The 17,726-nt window shown below is 69.4% G+C and carries 12 protein-coding genes and 2 pseudogenes; 5 read left to right on the plus strand and 9 right to left on the minus strand.

Annotated elements, in window-relative coordinates:
• Positions 1-5: 5 nt before the first annotated feature.
• From mmsB to QUE44_RS09325, 7 genes and pseudogenes are all read right to left on the minus strand, one after another.
• Complete coding sequence (gene mmsB, locus QUE44_RS09295; protein WP_286214243.1) at positions 6-1,184, minus strand: multiple monosaccharide ABC transporter permease; 1,179 nt, start codon at positions 1,182-1,184, stop codon at positions 6-8.
• Positions 1,181-2,734 (minus strand): multiple monosaccharide ABC transporter ATP-binding protein, encoded by a 1,554-nt coding sequence (gene mmsA / locus QUE44_RS09300; protein WP_286214244.1) that lies wholly within the window; start codon positions 2,732-2,734, stop codon positions 1,181-1,183. The genes mmsB and mmsA overlap by 4 nt, the downstream gene beginning before the upstream one ends.
• Before the next feature lie 83 nt (positions 2,735-2,817).
• On the minus strand, positions 2,818-3,984 hold the full coding sequence (gene chvE / locus QUE44_RS09305; RefSeq protein ID WP_286214245.1) for a multiple monosaccharide ABC transporter substrate-binding protein: 1,167 nt from the start codon (positions 3,982-3,984) through the stop codon (positions 2,818-2,820).
• 410 nt (positions 3,985-4,394) lie between these two features.
• The gene (chvE, locus tag QUE44_RS09310; RefSeq protein ID WP_286214246.1) at positions 4,395-5,561 is read right to left on the minus strand and encodes a multiple monosaccharide ABC transporter substrate-binding protein; all 1,167 of its coding nucleotides are present in this window, start codon (positions 5,559-5,561) and stop codon (positions 4,395-4,397) included.
• 255 nt (positions 5,562-5,816) lie between these two features.
• Positions 5,817-7,330 (minus strand): annotated as a pseudogene (gene araA, locus QUE44_RS09315) (L-arabinose isomerase).
• Entirely contained in the window at positions 7,327-8,037 is a 711-nt protein-coding gene (locus QUE44_RS09320) for an L-ribulose-5-phosphate 4-epimerase (RefSeq protein ID WP_286214247.1), read from the minus strand. The pseudogene araA and the gene QUE44_RS09320 overlap by 4 nt, the downstream one beginning before the upstream one ends.
• Before the next feature lie 390 nt (positions 8,038-8,427).
• A complete protein-coding gene (locus QUE44_RS09325; RefSeq protein ID WP_286214248.1) occupies positions 8,428-9,426 on the minus strand; it encodes a LacI family DNA-binding transcriptional regulator in 999 nt (332 codons plus the stop codon).
• 406 nt (positions 9,427-9,832) lie between these two features.
• Between QUE44_RS09325 and galT the strand changes: the two genes are divergently transcribed.
• From galT to galE, 3 genes are read left to right on the plus strand one after another with little or no spacing between them, the layout of a single operon-like run.
• Entirely contained in the window at positions 9,833-11,008 is a 1,176-nt protein-coding gene (gene galT, locus QUE44_RS09330) for a galactose-1-phosphate uridylyltransferase (RefSeq protein ID WP_286214249.1), read from the plus strand.
• The gene (gene galK, locus QUE44_RS09335; RefSeq protein WP_425558042.1) at positions 11,005-12,171 is read left to right on the plus strand and encodes a galactokinase; all 1,167 of its coding nucleotides are present in this window, start codon (positions 11,005-11,007) and stop codon (positions 12,169-12,171) included. The genes galT and galK overlap by 4 nt, the downstream gene beginning before the upstream one ends.
• A gap of 46 nt (positions 12,172-12,217) precedes the next feature.
• Positions 12,218-13,192, plus strand: coding sequence for a UDP-glucose 4-epimerase GalE (gene galE, locus QUE44_RS09340; RefSeq protein ID WP_286214250.1), 975 nt, complete (start codon positions 12,218-12,220; stop codon positions 13,190-13,192).
• Positions 13,193-13,402: 210 nt separating this feature from the next.
• Here galE and QUE44_RS09345 read toward each other — a convergent pair whose 3' ends face one another.
• Complete coding sequence (locus QUE44_RS09345; RefSeq protein ID WP_286214251.1) at positions 13,403-14,734, minus strand: hypothetical protein; 1,332 nt, start codon at positions 14,732-14,734, stop codon at positions 13,403-13,405.
• Positions 14,735-14,852: 118 nt separating this feature from the next.
• On the opposite strand from QUE44_RS09345, the pseudogene QUE44_RS09350 reads away from it, so the two are divergent.
• A pseudogene (locus tag QUE44_RS09350) lies at positions 14,853-16,207 on the plus strand (uracil-xanthine permease family protein).
• 74 nt (positions 16,208-16,281) lie between these two features.
• Positions 16,282-16,497, plus strand: coding sequence for a hypothetical protein (locus tag QUE44_RS09355; protein ID WP_286214252.1), 216 nt, complete (start codon positions 16,282-16,284; stop codon positions 16,495-16,497).
• 9 nt (positions 16,498-16,506) lie between these two features.
• Here QUE44_RS09355 and QUE44_RS09360 read toward each other — a convergent pair whose 3' ends face one another.
• Entirely contained in the window at positions 16,507-17,694 is a 1,188-nt protein-coding gene (locus QUE44_RS09360; RefSeq protein WP_286214253.1) for a glycoside hydrolase family 1 protein, read from the minus strand.
• Positions 17,695-17,726: the final 32 nt, after the last annotated feature.

A 17,726-nucleotide genomic window follows, 5' to 3' on the forward strand; every position in this document is an offset into this window, starting at 1 on the left:
CTGCGTTAGCGGGCGCCGGCGCGGCGCTTGTTGTAGACGTCGAACGCGACGGCCAGCAGCAGCACGAGGCCCTTGACCACGGCCTGCACCGACTGGTCGACACCCATGAGCTGCATGCCGTTCGACATGATCGCCATGATGAGACCACCGACGATCGCGCCGGTCACGCGGCCCACACCACCGGTGACGGCGGCGCCACCGATGAAGCACGCCGCGATCGCGTCGAGCTCGAACATGTTTCCGGCCGCGGGCTGCGCGCCGTTCGAGCGGGACGAGTACACCACACCGGCGACCGAGGCGAGGATGCCCATGTTGAGCATGACGCCGAAGTTCACCCAGCGCACCTTGACACCCGAGAGCATCGCGGCGGCGAGGTTGCCACCGATCGCGTACACGTGGCGGCCGAACACCGTGCGGGTCGTGACCAGCGTGTAGGCCATCACGAGCACCGCGAGGATGATGAGCACGTTCGGGAGGCCGCGAGCGTTGGCGAGCTGCCACGCGAACCACATGACCACCGCGGCGACCGCGACCAGCTTGAGGATGAACAGCGGCATCGCCTCGACGGGCTGCTCGTACGCGATGCGCGCACGGCGGGTGCGGTAGGCGGCGAATGCGTAGCCGGCCACCGCGACCGCGAACACGACGAGTGTGAAGACGTCGTAGCCCGGCCCGCCAAACAACCCGTTCTGGAAGCCGCCCGCGATCTTCTGATACTCCGCGGGGAACGGCGACAGCGAGATGTTGTTGAGGACCAGCAGCGTGAGGCCGCGGAACAGAAGCATGCCCGCGAGCGTGGTGATGAACGCCGGGATGCCCACGAAGGCGACCCAGAATCCCTGCCACGCGCCGATCAGCACGCCCGCGCCGAGTGCGGCGAGGATGCCCACCCACCACGGCATGCCGTTCTTGATCACCAGCACCGCGGAGATGGCGCCCGTCACGGCGACCACGGAACCGACCGACAGGTCGATGTGGCCCGCGATGATCACCATCACCATGCCGATGGCAAGAATGAGGATGTAGGAGTACTGCAGGACGATGTTGGTCACGTTGCCCGGGCTGAGCAGCGTGCCTCCGGTGAGAAATGCGAACAGCGCCACGATCGCGACGAACGCGATGTAGATGCCGCTGGTCCGCATGTTCCGGGTCAGCAGCTCCCGAAGATTAGCGGTGCCGGTCATGCCCGGACCTCCCTGTCCTTGGTCTTTTCCTGAGTCATCAGGGTCATGAGCTTCTCCTGGGTCGCGTCCTTGACAGGCACCTCGCCGGTCACGACGCCAAACGCCAGGGTGTAAATGCGGTCGCACGTGCCGAGCAGCTCGGGCAGCTCGGACGAGATGATGATGACTGCCTTGCCCGCCGCGACCAGGCGGTTGATGATCGTGTAGATCTCATACTTGGCACCCACGTCGATGCCACGGGTCGGCTCGTCCAGGATCAGGACCTCGGCGTCCGAGTAGATCCACTTCGACAGCACCACCTTCTGCTGGTTGCCGCCGGACAGGTTGCCGACCGTCTGCATGACGGTGGGTGTCTTGATGTTCATCGAGCCGCGGTACTCCTCCGCGACCTTGATCTCCTTGTTCTGGTCGACCCATCCGCGCTTCGAGAGCTTGAACAGGGCGGCGGCGGAGATGTTGCGGCGCACGTCATCGATGAGGTTGAGGCCGTAGCGCTTGCGGTCCTCGGTCGCGTAGGCGAGGCCGTGGCGGATCGCCTCGGACACGTCGCGGACCTGGATCTCTTCGCCGTGCATGTAGATGCTGCCGGTGATGTCGCGGCCGTACGCGCGGCCGAAGAGGCTCATCGCGAGCTCGGTGCGTCCCGCGCCCATGACGCCGGCGATGCCGACCACCTCGCCCTTGCGGACGTTGAAGGATGCCTTGTCGACCACGATGCGACCGGGCTGGGTGGGGTGGTATACGGTCCAGTCCTCGACGCGCAGCACCTCCTCGCCGACCACGTGCTCGCGCGACGGGTAGCGGCTCGTGAGGTCACGGCCCACCATGCCGCGGATGATGCGGTCCTGGATCCCCGGCTCGTCGGCGATGTCGAGCGTCTCGATCGTGTGGCCGTCACGAATGATCGTGGTGCGGTCACACACCTCCGCGATCTCGTTGAGCTTGTGGGAGATCATGATCGACGTGATACCGCGCGACTTGAGGGTGCGCAGCAGGCTGAGCAGGTGCTCGGAGTCGTCGTCGTTCAGCGCGGCGGTGGGCTCGTCGAGGATGAGCAGGCGCACGTCCTTGGACAGCGCCTTCGCGATCTCGACCAGCTGCTGCTTGCCCACTCCCAGCTGCATCACGGGGGTGATGGGGTTCTCGTCGAGGCCCACCTGCTTGAGCAGCTTCATGGCCTCGTGGTTGGTCTGGTTCCAGTCGATCATCCCGTTCTTCCCACGGCGCTCATTGCCGAGGAAGATGTTCTCCGCTACCGACAGGTAGGGGATGAGCGCGAGCTCCTGGTGGATGATGACGATTCCCTTGGACTCAGAGTCTGGGATCGAGTGGAACTTCTGGATCTCGCCGTCGTAGACGATGTCGCCCTCGTACGTGCCGTACGGGTAGACACCGGAGAGAACCTTCATCAGCGTCGACTTGCCTGCGCCGTTCTCGCCGCAGATGCCGTGGATTTCACCATCGATCACGCTGAGTTCGACGTCGGAGAGCGCCTTGACACCGGGGAAGGCCTTCGTGATCTTCCGCATCTCAAGGATGTGCTTCGTCATGTCTCACCTCCAAGGGTGTGAGAGGGGGTCGGAGGGAGGGGCGGTGGTGCCGGCCCCCGAGGGGACCGGCACCACCGTGGGGATTAGGCGACGCCGGAGGCGACCTGCTCCTCAGTCCAGTAGCCGGAGTCGATCAGCAGCGACTGGATGTTGTCCGCGTAGACGATGTCCGACTCGAGCAGGTACGACGGCACAACCTTCACGCCGTTGTCGTAGGTCTCGGTGTCGTTCGCCTCGGGCTCCTCGCCGTTGAGGTACGCGGTCGCAGCGACCACGGCCTGCTCGGCGAGCTTGCGGGTGTCCTTGAAGATCGTCGCAAACTGGACGCCATCGGCGATCAGCTTGACGGAGGCGATCTCAGCGTCCTGACCGGTCACGACCGGGAAGCCGTCGGTGACGGTGCCGGAGTAGCCGTCGTTCTGGAGCGCGGTGATGATGCCTCGCGACAGACCGTCGTAGGGCGACAGCACGCCGTGAACCTCGTTGTCGGTGCCCACGTAGTTGGCGGTGAGGAGGTCCTCCATGCGCTTCTGCGCGGTCTCCTGCTGCCACCGTTGCGTCGCCGCCTGCTCGATGTCGACCTGACCGGACGGCACCACGAGCACCCCGGAGTCGAGGTAGGGCTGGAGCGTGTCGATCGCGCCCTGCCAGAAGAAGTGCGCGTTGTTGTCATCGAGCGAGCCCGCGAAGAGCTCGACGTTGAACGGACCGGCAGCGTCACCCTCGGTGCCGTCGGCGTTGAGAACGCCCAGGCCCACGAGGAGCGAGGTCGCCTGCTGGACGCCCACGTTGTAGTTGTCGAACGTGACGTAGAAGTCGACGTTCTCCGAGTCACGGATGAGGCGGTCGTACGAGATGACGGGGATGCCGGCATCCGCGGCGGCCTGGAGCTGCTGCGAGAGGGCCGTGCCGTCGATCGCCGCGATGATCAGCGCCTTGACGCCGTTGGTGATCATGTTGTCGATCTGCTGCGACTGGGTGGGGATGTCGTCACCGGCGAACTGGAGGTCAACCTCGAAGCCGGCGTCCTCAAGACCCGACTGGACGGCGTCGCCGTCGGCGATCCAGCGCTCGGAGGTCTGGGTGGGCATCGCGACACCGATCGTGCCGCCGGCCTCGACCTCGCCGCCACCGCCGCCTGCGGTGCCCGAAGCCTCGGGCTCGCTGCCCGCGCCGCCGCCGGCGCAGGCCGCAAGGGTGAACGCGAGAGCCGCACCGGCGCCCGCAGCCAGGATCTTCCTGAACTTCATATCTCCTCCTCGAGATACCGGCCCGCATCGTCACGGGCCGTGCGGTACTCAGTGTGTTTGCGTTCACATGACAAGTCGAACGCCGTGCGTCACGATGTGGTCACAAGCACCCAACACCTTGAATTAAATACGTTTGCCAGGTTGTTCTCTGCAAACTTGGGAGCGGTTCCAGGTTTCCGGCACGGGATGCCGGGACCAAAGTCGCATCCCCGCGAGGGCCCCGCGAGCACCCCGCGAGCACTCCGCGGAGCCCCGTGCGCGGTCCCAGCGGGCCCCGCATCGTGCCCTTTCGAGCCTCGCTCGCGGCCATTGCGGCACCGCCCGCGGGCCGGCGCGAGGGCTGGCGTTTGGGCCCCTCATGACAAGAGCCCGGCGCCGGCGAGTCCGCCGGCACCGGGCCCCTGGAGCGCTTAGGCGACGCCCGCCTCGACCTGCTCCTCGGTCCAGTAGCCGGAGTCGATGAGCACGGACTGGACCTCATCCGCACGCACGGTGTCGGACTCGAGAAGGTACGAGGGGACCACCTTGACGCCGTTGTCGTACGTCTCGGTGTCGTTGGCCTCGGGCTCCTCGCCCGCCAGGAACGCCTCGGCCGCCGTGATGGCCTGAGCCGCGAGCTTGCGGGTGTCCTTGAAGACCGTCGAGTACTGGACGCCGTCGCGGATCAGCTTGACGGACGCGATCTCGGCATCCTGGCCGGTGACGATCGGGAAGCCGTCGGCGATCGTGCCGGCGTAGCCGTTGTTCTGCAGCGCGGTGATCACGCCACGGGCGAGGCCGTCGTTCGGAGCAAGCACCGCCTGCACCTTCTTGTCGGTGCCCACGTAGCCGGCGGTGAGGAGGTCCTCCATGCGCTTCTGTGCGGTCTCCTGGAGCCAGCCCTGGGTCGCCGCCTGCTCGATGTCCATCTGTCCAGAGGGCACGACAAGGACGCCCGACTCGAGGTACGGAGCGAGCGTGTCCTGCGCGCCCTGCCAGAAGAAGTGAGCGTTGTTGTCGTCGAGCGATCCGGCGAACATCTCGATGTTGAACGGGCCGGTCTCGCCGGTCTCCGCACCCGACTCGTCGAGGATGCCCAGGCCGGTCAGCAGCGAGGTCGCCTGCTGGACGCCCACCTTGTAGTTGTCGAACGTCACGTAGAAGTCGACGTTCTCCGAGTCACGGATGAGGCGGTCGTACGAGATGACGGGGATCCCCGCCTCCGCGGCCGCGGCGAGCTGGCTCGACAGCGCGGTTCCGTCGATCGCGGCAATGATCAGCACGGAGACGCCGTTGGTGATCATGTTGTCGATCTGCTGCGACTGCGTGGGGATGTCGTCACCCGCGTACTGCAGGTCGACCTCGAAGCCCGCCTCCTCGAGACCCTCCTTGACGAAGTTGCCGTCCGCGATCCACCGCTCGGTGGTCTGGGTGGGCATCGCGACGCCGATCGTGCCGCCCTCCTCCGCGGCGCCACCGCCACCGCCGGCCGTGCCGGAGGCCTCGGGCTCGCTGCCCGCGCCACCCCCACCGCACGCCGCGAGCGTCAGGGCAAGCGCCGCTCCGGCGCCCGCCGCAAGAAACTTCTTGAGTTGCATCTCTCCTCCTTGAGAAATCGGCTCGAACGGTCGCGGGCCCGCGCTCTACTTTGTTGGCAGAGGCAACGTAATCCAACTCGAGGAGGTCACGATTGCGTCACGAGAGCGCTCACAGTGCCTCAACCAGCAACGATGCTTGGGCCCGCCGGGCGCCCGGCGACCGCCGGCATCGTCCCCCACCCGGGCATCGTCCCCTCCCCACGGAGACGCCAAGAGGCCCCGGCGCGTACGCCGGGGCCTCCTGGGACGGAACGGTCAGCGACCGCCCATCGCGTAGTACGCGTTGTTCCAGCGGATCTGGTTCTCGAAGCCCTCGAGCGTGGTGTCCTGGTCGATGACCAGCAGCTCGATGCCCACCATGCGCGCGAAGTCCTTGACCACGTCGACCCCGATCTGGGTGGACATCGCGGTGTGGTGCGCGCCGCCGGTCTGCAGCCACGCGCCCACGGCGGTCGGGAAGTCGGGACGCGGCTTCCAGACAGCGTGACCCACGGGGAGCTTGGGCATCGGCTCGGGGAGGTCGACGTTGTCGACCACGTTCGCGACCAGGCGGAAGCGATCGCGCATGTCGGACAGCGCGACCACGACGGCGGGGCCGGCGTCGGCCGTGAAGACCAGGCGCACCGGGTCCTGCTTGCCGCCAATGCCGAGCGGGTGCACCTCGAGCCGCGCCTTCTTCGACGACAGCGCGGGGTTGACCTCGAGCATGTGCGCGCCGAGCGACAGCTCCTGGCCGGGCACCAGGTGGTACGTGTAGTCCTCCATGAGCGAGGAGCCGCCGGGCAGGCCCGCGCCCATCACGGCGCACAGGTGCACCAGGATCGCGGTCTTCCAGTCGCCCTCCGCGCCAAAGCCGTAGCCGTCCGCCATGAGGCGCTGGACCGCGAGGCCGGGGAGCTGCTTGAGGCCGCCGAGGTCCTCGAACGAGTCCGTGAACGCCTGGAAGCCACCCTCGACGAGGAACGCGCGCAGCGCGACCTCGATCGCGGCGGCGTCGCGCAGCGACTGGTGACGCTCGCCGTCGGGGAGGAGCTCGGGCGCCACCTCGTACTCGGCGAGGTAGACGTCGGTCAGGGCGTCAACGTCCGCATCCGCGACCGCGTCGACGCGCTCGACGAGCTCGTTGATGCCCCACGTGTTGATCTGGGCACCCAGCTTGACCTCGGCCTCGGTCTTGTCGCCCTCGGTCACCGCGACAAAGCGCATGTTGTCGCCGAAGCGCGCGACCTTGAGGTTCTTGGCGGCGGCGCGGCCGGCGGCGGCGCGCGACCACACGCCGATCCTCTCGGTGACCGCGGGAGTCGAGGCGTGGCCGACGACGGTGGTGCGCGGCACGCCCAGGCGAGTCTCGATGTACGCGTACTCGCGGTCGCCGTGAGCAGCCTGGTTGAGGTTCATGAAGTCGAAGTCGATGGTCGACCACGGGAGCTCGAGGTTGGCCTGCGTCGCGAGGTGAAGCAGCGGCTTCTGCAGGGCGTTGAGGCCCGCAATCCACATCTTCGCGGGAGAGAACGTGTGCATCCACGTGATGACGCCGATCACCTGGGGGCCGCGTTGGCCTCCATGATCGTCGCGAGGATCTCGTCGCGGTTCTTCACCACGGGCTTCCACACCACCGTCACGGGGATGTCGCGGGAGGCCTGGAGCGTCTCCACCACCTCGGTGGACTGCTCCGCGACCTGGCGAAGGACCTCGTCGCCGTAGAGCGTCTGGCTTCCGGTGAGGAACCAGACCTCGTACTCGGCGAGGTTCGGGACGATGCTGGTCATGCCATGCCTCCTTGCGGCGTCTGTCCGTAGACGTTTTGGTAGCGGTCGAAGAGTGCGTCGATGTAGTGCGGCTCGATGGGGACCAAGTCGCCACCCTGGCGCGCGATGTGCACGGTGCGGGCGACGTCCTCGCACATGACGGCGGCCTTGACGGCGTCGCGCGCGTCCTTGCCGATCGTGAACACGCCGTGGTTGGCCATGAGGACGGCACGCGAGCGGTGTCCCTCGAGGGTCTGGACGATTCCGCGGCCGATCGACTCGTCGCCGATGATCGCGAACGGACCCACGGGGATCTCGCCGCCGAACTCGTCGGCCATGCCGGTGATCACACACGGGATGGGCTCGCGGCGCGCGGCCCAGGCGGTCGCGTAGGTCGAGTGCGTGTGGACCACGCCGCCCACATGAGGCATCGCGCGGTAGACGTAGGCGTGCGCCGCGGTGTCGGACGACGGGCTGCGGTCCGAGCCGGCCGAGCCGGGGATGACGTTGCCGTCGAGGTCGCACAGGATCATGTTGTCCGGCGTGAGGTCGTCGTAGTCGACGCCCGAGGGCTTGATGACAAAGTGCTGCGTGCCGGGCACGCGCTCCGAGACATTGCCCGCGGTCCAGGCCACCAGGTTGTAGCGGGTGAGTTCCGAGTGCAGCCGAGCGACCTTCTCCCGGCTGCGCCGGATCGCCTGGACCTGCTCGGGAGTGAAGCTGATCACGGTTGAGCCTCCTTGCTTCGTGCTGTGTACGGCAGCGTGCTGTTTCCTACGTATTCGCCCCTCGGACTGCGGGACTCTGTGGCGACGAGTCGGGGCCCAGACGCCGCGCCGGGCTCGAGACGATGCCGCGCGGGGGCCATGCGAGGCCCCTTTGCCGCGTCGTCCGAGCCGACGGTTTTAACGTTAACATACAGCGCCAATCTACCGCGCCCCGGCCGTCGCGCGAGGGCCGCAGGTCCCGTGTGGGGGTGGTCGGTTCGCGCGCGGCGGCGTCGGCTCCGCCACACGGGATCGACCATGAGCGTCCCATGGCGCGCACGCGCCTGCGGAAAGCGACCACCACCGTCCCATTGAGAGTCTGGCGTGTGGCGGACCGTACAGACAGACGACCTACACCGGTGCGGCGCCGGTCGAATCGCGCACGACGAGCCACGGCTCGACGGGGTCGACCTGCCCCGGATCGCGCCCGTTGATCGCCGAAACCAGCAGCGCGACCGCGCGCAGGCCCACCTCGGTGAAGTCCTGGTGGACCGTGGTGAGCCCCGGGTGCGCGTAGGCAGCTTCGGGGACATCGTCGAAGCCCACCACGGAGACATCGTCCGGCACGTTCAGCCCGCGCTCCTCGAGGGCGTGGATCGCGCCGATCGCCATGGGGTCATTCGCACAGAACAGCGCGGTGACGCCCTCCTCCATCGCGAGACCGGCGCGATAGCCGGCATCGGCGCTCCAGTCGCCCTCGAGAATGGGGAGGCGCTCGAGACCGCGCTCCGCGAGGAACTCGAGGAACGTGTCGCGCCGCAGCTGCGCCTCGGTGAGGCCCGCGATGCCGGTGACGTGCTGGAACCGACGATGGCCCAGCTCGTAGAGATGGTCGAGCGCGAGCCGCGTGCCGCGCACCTGGTCCACCGCGATCGACCGAGCTCCGTGGGAGTTGCCGGTCAGCGCGAAGAGGACGGGGACATCGGTGATCGAATCCACCGCGTCGAGCACCGCGGGATGCTGCGCCATCACGACGAGGGCGTCGACCGAGCGCCCCAGGAGGAAGTCGAGCGCCTCGCCCATCGACTCCGCATCCCACGACGCGGTGGTGATGAGCGGCTTAAAGCCCGCGCGCTTGGCGGCGTGCTCGATCGCGTACAGGGTGCTCGTCGGCCCAAAGTGCGGCACCTCGGGCATGATCACGCCGATCACCTCGGAGCGGCCCGTCGCGAGCGCGCGCGCCGCCATGTTGCGGCGATAGCCCAGCTCCTGGATCGCGGAGAGGACGCGCTCGCGGGTCTCGGGACGGATTCCAGGGAAGTCGTTGAGGACGCGCGAGACCGTCTGGTGGGAGACGCCGGCACGCGCCGCAACGTCGTGCATGCTCGGGTTACGCGCGGACTTGCTCACGCCACCCTCCGGTCGTGGGTCATGGCGGCCAGGCTATCCGACCCCACGGCACCCGGCTCGCGGCGTGCACTTCGGGGCTCGCTGGCGCTCGGCCACCCGACCCGGCCGACCACCCGACCAACCGCACGTCACACATCTGGCGACACGTGGCTCGCGGCTGAACGGGGAATCCGACTCACCTGGCCTCAGATGTGTGACTTGCGCGCGGAGACGATGCGCGCGGAGACGATGCGCACGGCGACGATGCGCGCGGCGACGATGCGCGCGGCGACGATGCGCGCGGCGACGATGCGTGGTCGGACCAGGATCAGGCGATGCCGGGCCCGAGGTCCCGGTCTTCAACCCGCCATGTTGACGATAACATGTTGACGGTAACATGCACCCACCGACTCATGACGGAGAGCCGATGAGCCCCGAGACACTCACCCCCACCCCGACCCCCGGCTCCGGCCCTGCGCACGGCCCGATCAGCGACCCCGCGGTCCGGGTCCTGCGCGACCGCCTCGCCGACGGCCGCGAGCTGCTCTACTTCGACGACGCCGACACGACCCTTGCTCCCGAGCGCCGCCGGGACCAGCGCGACCTCGCTCCCCGTCCCGCCACCGCGGCGCTACGCCAGGACCCGCTCACGGGCGAGTGGATCACGGTGGCCGCCGCACGCCAGAACCGCGTGATGCTGCCGCCCGCCCACCTCGACCCGCTCGCGCCGCAGACTCCGGACAACCCCTCGGAGATCCCGGACCGTTACGACGTCGCGGTGTTCGAGAACAAGTCGCCGTCGTTCGGCCCGGCGGGCGAGCTCGACGCCTCCCTCGAGGGCGTGGGTCTCGAGCGCGCCGCGCAGTCTGCGGGACGCTGCGAGGTGGTGTGCTTCAGCCCGGAGCATGACGGCTCGCTCGCCACCCAGACCCGTTCGCGCATGCGCACCGTGATCGAGGCGTGGGCGCACCGCACTGCGGAACTGTCCGCCGTGCCCGCGGTGCGCCAGGTCTTCCCGTTCGAGAACAGGGGCGAGGCGATCGGCGTGACGCTGCACCACCCTCACGGTCAGATCTACGCCTATCCCTACGTCACCCCGCGCACGCAGCGCCTTCTCGACTCGATCAGGACCTACGGGCCGTCGCTCATGGCGGACGTGCTCGACCGCGAGGCGAACGGCCCGCGCGTGCTCATCGCCGGGGAACACTGGACGGCGTACGTGCCGTTCGCCGCGCGTTGGCCCGTCGAGATCCAGATGATGCCGCACCGCGACGTGCCGGACCTCGCACACACCTCGCTGGCCGAGCGCGCGGAGCTGTCGGGCATCTACCTCCGCCTGCTGCGCGGCATCGATGCCAGGTACTCGACGCCCACGCCCTACATCGCCGCGTGGCACCAGGCCCCGGTCGACACCACGTCCGGCGTTCGGCTCATGCTGCAGATCACCAGCCCGCGACGCGCGGAGGACAAGATGAAGTTCCTCGCAGGCTCGGAGGCCGCCATGGGAGCATGGGTGGCAGACATCCCGCAGGAAGATCAGGTGAGCGCGCTCCGCGACGCGATCGCTCGAGCAGACGACGAGCAGCCCGTGGAGGCATCGTGATCGACATTCCCTCGCCCGAATCCACCGCACGCGCATTCGAGGAGCGCTACGGACGCCGCCCCGACGGCGTGTGGTCGGCCCCCGGCCGCGTCAACCTGATCGGCGAACACACCGACTACAACGACGGCCTCGTGTTCCCCTTCGCGATCGAGCGTCGCACGTGGGCCGCGGTCGGCATGCGCGAGGACCGCCTGCTCACCGTGCACTCCGGCGCGATGCCCGAGCCCGCGCAGGCGTCGCTCGACGCGCTCGACCCGAGCGAGTTCGACGGCTGGAGCGCGTACGTGTTCGGCGTGGTGTGGGCGATGCGCGAGCGCGGCGTGAGCCTCGACGGCCGCGTGGGCGTCGACATCATGCTCACCTCCGACGTTCCGCTGGGCGCCGGGCTGTCGTCGAGCGCCGCGATCGAGTGCGGCGTGGCGCTCGCGCTCAACGACCTGTGGGACCTGGGCCTCAGCCGCCGCGAGCTCATCTGCGTGTGCCAGCTCGCGGAGAACGGTGCCGTGGGCGCCCCGACCGGCAACATGGACCAGACCGCGTCGCTCATGGGCGAGGCCGGCCACGGCGTCCTCATCGACGTGCGCGCCGAGACCGCCGAGCCCGTGGCACTGCATTTCGCCGATGAGAACCTCGAGTTGCTCGTGATCGACACCCGGGTGCACCACGAGCACGCGACGGGTGGCTACGGCGCTCGCCGCCGCTCGTGCGAGGAAGGTGCCGCCGCGATGGGCGTGCCCTCGCTGCGCGACCTGTCCGAGTCCGACCTGCCGCGCGCGGCCGAGGTCCTCGACGACGAGACCTTCCGCCGCGTCAAGCACGTCGTGACGGAGAACGCCCGCGTCGCACGCACCGCGCAGGTGGTCCAGGCGGACGGCCCGCGCGCAATCGGTGACCTGCTGGTGCAGTCGCACGCCTCCATGCGCGACGACTTCGAGATCTCGGTGCCCGAGCTCGACCTGGCCGTCGAGACCGCGCTGGCCAACGGAGCGATCGGCGCCCGCATGACCGGCGGCGGATTCGGCGGCGCGGCGATCGCGCTCATCGACGTGGGGCGCGCGGACGAGGTCGGCGCCGCGATCGAGGCGGCCTTCGCGGACTCCGGCTTCACCGCTCCTATCATTTTCGTGGTCAACCCCGCCGCTGGCGCCCACCGCGATCTCTGACGCCCCGCGTCACTCCACCCCGCATCGTCCCCACTCAAGGAGGAACATGTCCTGGCTTGTCACCGGCGGAGCCGGCTATATCGGATCCCACGTGGTCCGCTCTCTGCTCGACGCCGGCATCGCGCCGGTGGTGCTCGACGACCTCTCGAGCGGCATCGAGGCGTTCATCCCCGAGGGCGTGCCGTTCGTCAACGCGTCGATCCTCGACACCGATGCCGTCGCTGCCGCCCTCACCGAGCACGGCGTCGTGGGCGTCATCCACTGCGCGGGCTACAAGTACGCGGGCGAGTCCGTGAAGTACCCCGTTCACACGTTCCGCCAGAACGTCGAGGGAACCGGCTGCCTGCTTGAGGCCATGGACCGCGCGGGCGTGACGCGCCTGGTGTTCTCCTCCTCGGCGGGCGTCTACGGCACCCCGCCCACGGACGTCGTAACCGAGTCCACGCCCACCAGCCCCGAGTCTCCGTACGGCGAGTCCAAGCTGATCGGGGAATGGCTCATCCGGGACCAGGTGCGCGCGACCACGATGGCCGGCGCCCCGCTCGCCGCCACGAGCCTGCGCTACTTCAACGTGGTGGGCTCGGGTTACGCGGACATCTACGACGCCTCGCCGCACAACCTCTTCCCCAAGGTCTTCTCCGCGATCCAGGCGGGCAAGGCCCCACAGGTCAACGGCACCGACTACCCGACCCCGGACGGCACGTGCATCCGCGACTACGTGCACGTGAGCGATCTCGCGGCGGCGCATGTGGTCGCGGCGCAGCGCCTCGACGCCGGCGATGCCCTCGAGCCCGTCTACAACCTGGGCTCCGGCGCGGGGACCTCGGTGCGCGAGATCGTCGACGCGATCGTGGCGGCGACCGGCACCGACATGGCGCCCGTCGAGGGTCCGCGCCGCGCGGGCGACCCGGCGATCATCGTCGCCGACGGCGTCCTTGCCACGCGAGACCTGGGCTGGGCGATGCGCCACGACGTGACGCAGATGGTCGAGAGCGCCTGGGCGGCACACCCCAAGGGCTAGCCGCGCCCCTGCGCTGCGGCTCTGTCTCGCTGCGGCTCCGCCCATCGAGGTGGCTCCGCCACACGGATTCGCGGCTCCGCCCGTCGAGGCGGCTCCGCCACACAGGTCCCGGCGTGTCGTCGGCGAGTCGCGCCCGCGGAGGCCGCTGAGGGCCGATGCCGGGGTGGCTTGTGTGGCGGAGCCGCGGGGGTTCCGCTCTGGTGGACGTCGCTAGTCGAGCTGGTCGAAGCGGTACAAGAACGCCGCCATCGCATCACGCGTGATGTCCGCCAACGGACGGAACTCCTGACCTGCCGGCGTCGACCAACCCGTGCTGATCCCCTCCGCAGCAAGCCACCCAATCGCCACAGCATGCTCCGAACCCTCCACATCCACGAAGGACACGGGAGGCTCGACGGTCGCCGTCGCGCTCGTAATCGAGCCCGCGGTGAAGCCGTCGGCGGTGGCGGCGACGCGCACCGCGAGCTCGGCACCCACCGCCGAGGCAGGGGCCTCGTACGTGGAGTCCTTGCCCACGACGTCGCCGTCGAGCAGCCACTCGAAGGCGAGGGCGGCATCGGCCGGATCCGTCTCGACGGTGGCCGTCACGGCCGTGCCGGTGGTCACCCGCGCGGGCAGTGCCGCCTCGACGCCCACCTGGCGCGTGATCGCGACGGTCGAGGACTCCGTGACGGAGCCATCCGCGGACCGCACGGTGACCGTGGCGACGCCGCCGTTGTCGCCGCTCGGCTGGGTCACGGTGACCCGCGCCTCGCGGTCGACCGCGACCGCGGACACCGTCGGGTACTGGGCGCCCACGCTCGTCGCCTCGTACTCGGTGACGTCGCGGTCGAAGCCGTCGACCTCGACGCCATCCACGCGGAGCGTGGCCAGGCCGGCCTCGGCGGCAGGGCTGGGCGCCAGGGCGCCCACCTCGACCTCGGAGTCCACCATGTGGGTGTTCGGGAAGGCGTTGAGCACCACGCGCAGCGCGTCGCCGCGCACCGGCTCGAACGTCTCGCCGATGACGGGAGCCCCGCCAGCTGTCGAGTTGCTGAGCGTGATCGCGCCCAGCCCCGGCACGGTCTGCCAAGCGCCGTCCGCGTCGCGGTACTCGATCGCGGTGGTCTGCGCCCAGCTCGACATGTTGCCGTCGGCGTAGAAGGAGACGGCCACGCTTCCGAGGTCGCGCATACCCGCGTACTGGTACGTGAGCGTGTCCTGGAGGGGCTTGTTGCTGCCCACCCAGTTCGACCAGCCCTTGTCGTTCTGCACACGGTTGCGCGTGCGGTCCACGGGGTATCCGGACTCGGTGGAGGTCGCGGACGCCGTCGTGGTCGAGTCGGGGTTGATGTTAACCAGCGTCGACTCGGTGATGAGCACCGTCAGGCTCGCGTCGAGCGCACCCGATGCGGTCTGCGCGGCGCCGGACACGGTGACCTCGCCGGGAGCGGCGAAGTCCTGCGCGTCGACGGAGGTCGGCGCGGCGTCCTGCACGCTCGCGAGCGGGGCGCCCGCGAACACCGTGACGGAGGTCGGGTCGGTCACCGTGCGCGAGTCCACCGCCCCTCCCGGGACCTGAGGCCCTTGGCGCCACCCGCGCATCGTCGCTAGATTGCGCCCAGCCGCGCATGCGCGCGGCACGCCGACCCGGCGAATCCCGCGTGCGAAGGAGCGATGCATGAGCATGTTCACCTGGAAGCTTCACGGAGACGGGCGGTCCGTGCGGCAGGGTGAGGCCGTCGCCCCCGACGAGCGCCTCACGTACCCCCGCACGATCGGCATCGGCGCGCAGCACGTGCTCGCCATGATGGGCGCGACCCTGCTGGTCCCCGCGCTCACGGGGATGCCCGCCTCGACCACGATGTTCTTCAGCGCGATCGGCACCGCGCTGTTCCTCACCATCACCCGCAACCGCGTGCCCAGCTACCTCGGGTCCTCGTTCGCGTTCCTCGCGCCGCTCGCGGCGGCGGGCGTCACCAGCGCCAACGCCCCCTCGACGCCGCAACCATTTCTCGCGGGCTGGGAGGCGTGCTGCTCGCGGGCGTGCTCCTCGCTCTCGTGGGCGTCGTGGTCCACCTCGCGGGCGCCACGTGGATCGAGAAGGCGATGCCGCCCGTGGTCACGGGCTCGATCGTCGCGCTCATCGGTCTCAACCTGGCGGGCGCGGCGCGCGGCCAGTGGGAGGCGAGCCCGTGGACCGCGCTCGTGACCCTCACGTGCGTGCTGGTCGCCATGGTCGCCTTCAAGGGCTTCCTGGGTCGCATCGCGGTTCTCGTGGGCGCGCTCGTCGGCGCGGTGTTCGCGGCAATTCGCGGGGAGTGGACCACGGCGCTCGACTCGCTGGGCGGTAAGTCCCCCGTCGAGTTCATCGGCGACGCCGCGTGGTTTGGACTGCCCGAGTTCCACACGCCCACGTTCGACGGCTCGGTGCTGGTCGCGTTCATCCCCGTCGTGCTCATCCTCATCGCGGAGAACATCGGCCACCTCAAGTCCGTCACCGCGATGACCGGCCGCAACCTCGACCCCGAGACGGGCCGCGCGCTGTTCGCCGACGGACTCGCGACCACCGTCGCCGGCCTCGGCGGCGGATCGGGCACCACGACCTACGCGGAGAACATCGGCGTGATGGCCGCGACCCGCGTCTACTCGACGCTCGCGTACTGGGCCGCGGCGGGGGTCGCGCTCGTGCTGAGCCTCGTGCCCAAGTTCGGCGCGATGGTCGCCGCGATTCCCGGCGGCATCCTGGGCGGACTGTCCGTCCTGCTGTTTGGCCTTATCGCGATCCTGGGTGCGCGCATCTGGGTCGAGAACAAGGTCGACTTCACGCGTCCCGTGAACCTGGTGACCGCCGCCGTCGCGCTGATCGTCGGCACCGCGGACTTCACCGCCCACGCCGGCTCGATGGTCTTCAACGGCATCGCGCTGGGCTCGATCGCGGCCCTCGCGATCTTCCACGGACTGGGCTGGGTCGCGCGCCTGCGCGGCGCCGAGGAGGTCACCCCCAACATCGCGACCGTTCCCGAGGACCTGTAGCCCTGGGGGACGATGCCCGGGCCGCCCGCCGCGCGTGGGCGACCCGGGCATCGGCGCGCCTCTAGCCTGGTGGGATGGAACCCTTCGCCTTCACGCTCGGCACCCAGGTGCGCACCTTCAGCCTCGAGGACGATGGCGCGACGATCGTCATCACGACCACGGACACCGCGCGCCCCGACGCGCCGCCGCACGTGGGCTACGAGGTGTGCGAGTCGGATGCCGAGGCCGAGGGCGTGTTGAACAAGTTCGTGCACGACCTCGCGCGTCAGGGATGGACCGAGCTGGGGTAGGCGACGCCCCTAGCTCCTCCTGCTGGCCGCCGCGACCCTGCCCAGCCACGCGGCGGACGGCTTGGGGCTGCGCGCGAAGCTGACCGGATCCACCGCGACCAGGCCGAACGCGGGCTCGAAGCCCATCGCCCACTCGAAGTTGTCGAGCAGGCTCCACGCGAAGAAGCCGCGCACGTCCGCGCCCGCGTCCATCGCCTCGCGCAGCGACCGCAGCGACCGCGTGTAGTACTCGATGCGCTCGGCATCGTCCTCGGTCGCGACGCCGTTCTCCGTGACGATTACGGGCACGCCCGCGACGCGCGACGCGAGCAGCACGGACCGGCCGAGCGCCTCGGGCGTGAACGGCCAGCCCATCTGGGTGACGCGCTCGCCCGGCGGCACGGGCAGCAGCTCACCCGCGGCATCGACGTGCTCGGTGAAGTAGGTCTGGATGCCGATGAAGTCGTCGTCGCGTGCCGTCTCGAGGTACTGGCCCGCCGTGAGCCAGCCCAGCTCGCCGCGCGGCCCGTCTGGCCCGAGGTCGCTCACGCGGACACCCGCGCTCTCGCGCGAGCCGTCCTCGTGCAGGACGGTGTCGGGCAGCGCGAGCGTGAGGCCGATCGGGAAGTCGCCCGGCCCTCGGCGCAGCGCCTCACGCGCGGCCTCGTGGGCGGCGCGCATGTGGAGGGACGATGCCCGGAAGCCGTCGAGGTCTCCCGGTCGCCCGGGCGGGAAGATCCCTCCCACGTAGCCCGCGTGCGTGACGACGTTGGGCTCGTTGATGGTGCACGCGAGGTCGATCTGGTCGCCCAGGTGCTGCGCCGCGATGTCCACGAAGCGGGCGAAGCGCTCGACCACGATCGGGTTGGCCCATCCGCCCTGCGCGGCGAGCCAGCGCGGGGTCGTGAAGTGGTGAAACGTCACGGCGGTGCGCAGACCCATGGCGTGCGCGGCGAGCAGCATCTCGCGGTAGTGCTCGAGAGCGGCGATCGAGAACTCGCCCTCGGCGGGCTCGATGCGGCTCCACTCGATGCTGAAGCGATACGCCTCGAGTCCGGCGGCCCGGACGAGCGCGAGGTCCTCGCGCCAGCGGTTCCACGAGTCGCATGCGTCGCCGCTCGACTCGCGCGTCCCGCTTCCCGGGGTGTGCTCGAAGTCCCACCAGTCGTTGCCGACGTTTCCACCCTCGATCTGGTGCGCCGCGGTCGCGGTCCCCACATCCAGCCCGTCGGGACGGGGCCGAACTCGAA

It is taken from the genome of Demequina sediminis (assembly GCF_030296675.1).
Lineage (GTDB): Bacteria > Actinomycetota > Actinomycetes > Actinomycetales > Demequinaceae > Demequina > Demequina sediminis.

Bases quoted from the DNA above. Each gene is read 5' to 3' on its own strand.
- galE (WP_286214250.1), top strand. From the start codon at position 12,218: ATGTCCTGGCTTGTCACCGGCGGAGCCGGCTATATCGGATCCCACGTG.
- QUE44_RS09355 (WP_286214252.1), top strand. From the start codon at position 16,282: ATGGAACCCTTCGCCTTCACGCTCGGCACCCAGGTGCGCACCTTCAGC.
- mmsB (WP_286214243.1), bottom strand. From the start codon at position 1,184: ATGACCGGCACCGCTAATCTTCGGGAGCTGCTGACCCGGAACATGCGG.
- galT (WP_286214249.1), top strand. From the start codon at position 9,833: ATGAGCCCCGAGACACTCACCCCCACCCCGACCCCCGGCTCCGGCCCT.
- chvE (WP_286214245.1), bottom strand. From the start codon at position 3,984: ATGAAGTTCAGGAAGATCCTGGCTGCGGGCGCCGGTGCGGCTCTCGCG.
- chvE (WP_286214246.1), bottom strand. From the start codon at position 5,561: ATGCAACTCAAGAAGTTTCTTGCGGCGGGCGCCGGAGCGGCGCTTGCC.
- mmsA (WP_286214244.1), bottom strand. From the start codon at position 2,734: ATGACGAAGCACATCCTTGAGATGCGGAAGATCACGAAGGCCTTCCCC.